The sequence below is a fragment of the Thalassoroseus sp. genome, from assembly GCF_984380535.1.
In genome coordinates, this window is sequence record NZ_CFHRBF010000052.1 from 1 (window position 1) to 2,011 (window position 2,011).

2 protein-coding genes are annotated in these 2,011 nt (G+C 54.5%); both read left to right on the top strand.

From position 1 onward, the window contains the following. On the top strand, positions 1–1,938 hold a 1,938-nt coding region (cas3, locus tag AC5DDB_RS29935), incomplete at its 5' end, for a CRISPR-associated helicase Cas3' (protein ID WP_491743443.1). A 10-nt stretch (positions 1,939–1,948) separates the two neighbouring features. Beyond that, the coding region (cas5, locus tag AC5DDB_RS29940; protein WP_491743444.1) for a CRISPR-associated protein Cas5 at positions 1,949–2,011 on the top strand (63 nt) is incomplete at its 3' end.

The window sequence follows — 2,011 nt, forward strand, 5'->3', positions numbered from 1 at the left end:
TACTGCTTGGCCGGGCATCACGCGGGATTAGCGGACGATCGGGATCAGAATCCGGTCGGTCGGTCTGGGTTGCAGGATCGACTGAAGAAAAAGATAGATTCTTACATCGACGCACCGACGGAATTTTTGAGAGCCAAACTACCGGACTTGCCACAGATTCAATTTGACGATTTGAGTGACACCAGACGGACCGCATTCCAATTGGCGTTCTTCACCCGCCTGCTGTTTTCCTGCTTGGTCGATGCGGATTTTCTGGCAACCGAACAGTTCATGAATTCCGCTCAGGCGAAGCTGCGGGCTGCGTCGGGACCGTCCATTCAAGAATTGGCTGAGACACTCGCGCAGTATCTGGACGACTTAGGAAAAAATGCCGAAGCGAGTTTTGTCAACGCTCGACGTCAGGATGTACTCGCGGCGTGTCGATCCGCTACTAAGTGGGAGCCGGGGTTCTTTTCGTTGACTGTGCCGACCGGTGGCGGCAAGACGCTTGCATCCTTAGCGTTTGCATTAGGGCATGCCGAGAAATACAGCTTGGACCGCGTGATTTATGCGATTCCCTTTACCAGTATTATCGAGCAAACCGCCGATGTCTTTCGCAAGGTGTTCGCGAGTCTGAGTGAGCATGCGGTTCTGGAACATCATAGCAATCTTGATCCCGACGCCGACCGTGAAACGCCTTGGACACGACTTGCCGCCGAGAATTGGGACAGTCGGCTCATCGTGACCACTAACGTGCAGCTCTTTGAGTCGTTATTTGCGAACCGCACATCGCGATGTCGCAAACTGCATCGAATTGCCGGTAGCGTAATCGTACTTGATGAAGCCCAAACGCTGCCGGTGGAACTACTCGGGCCGTGCCTGGCGGCGTTACGGGAACTCGTCCGCAACTATGGTTGCACGGTTGTGTTCTGCACCGCCACGCAACCGGCCCTTGCCCGCAACAACGACTTTCGCATCGGCATCGAAGCGGACAAGCTGCGTGAAATCATCCCGGAACCGCGGGAACTCTATCGCCAAATGAAGCGGGTGGATGTCTCCAATCTCGGTCCACTCACTGATGACGAATTGACTACGCGACTGAGCAATCACGAATCGTTTCTGTGCATTGTCAACACGCGACCACACGCCGCCGAATTGTTTGAATCCCTGCGGAAACAGAGTTCGCAATCGGACGGTTTGTTCCACCTCAGCACACGGATGTGTGGCGCCCATCGGGCGAAGGTCATCACACAAATTCGCAAGCGTCTTGCCAAGAAACTGTCCTGCCGAGTGATCAGCACACAGTTGATCGAAGCCGGCGTGGATGTTGATTTCCCGGTTGTCTATCGAGCCATGACCGGCATCGATTCCATCGCCCAAGCCGCCGGCCGTTGCAATCGCGAAGGCAAACGCGATCGCGGTCTAGTGTTTGTCTTCGAACACACTGATCGTCCCAGACTCCGCGGATTATTGGGCAGTACTGCCGAGACGACTCGCGAATTACTGCCGGACGTTGAAGACCTGTTAGCTTTGGAGACCGGCGAGCAGTACTTCCGTCTGCACTATTGGAAACAAGGTCACAAGAACTGGGACGACAAAGCCGTACTCGATCAGTTCATCGAACCCTACCAGGCCATCTTCCAATTCAAAGAGGCTGCCAAGCGGTTTCGAATGATCGAAGACGAAGCCCAACCGGTCATCGTTCCCTACGGCAAACGCGGACGCCGATTGATCGAACGCCTCGCGAGTGACAAACCACTCGGTCTCAAAATGCGTCGCCGCCTGCAACGATACACCGTGTCTGTTTTTGAAAACATTTTTCGAAATCTACTAGCCACCCACCAAATCGAGATCCGGCACGACTGCTACGCCGTATTGCTCAACGAAGAACTCTACGACGAACAACTCGGCCTACGAACCGACATGACCGCTCACGAACCGGAATCGCTCATCATTTGAGGTTATCCCTATGTCAAATCCATCCATTCGGCTCCGCGTGCGGGGCGAGTATGCGTGTTTTACACGGCCCGAA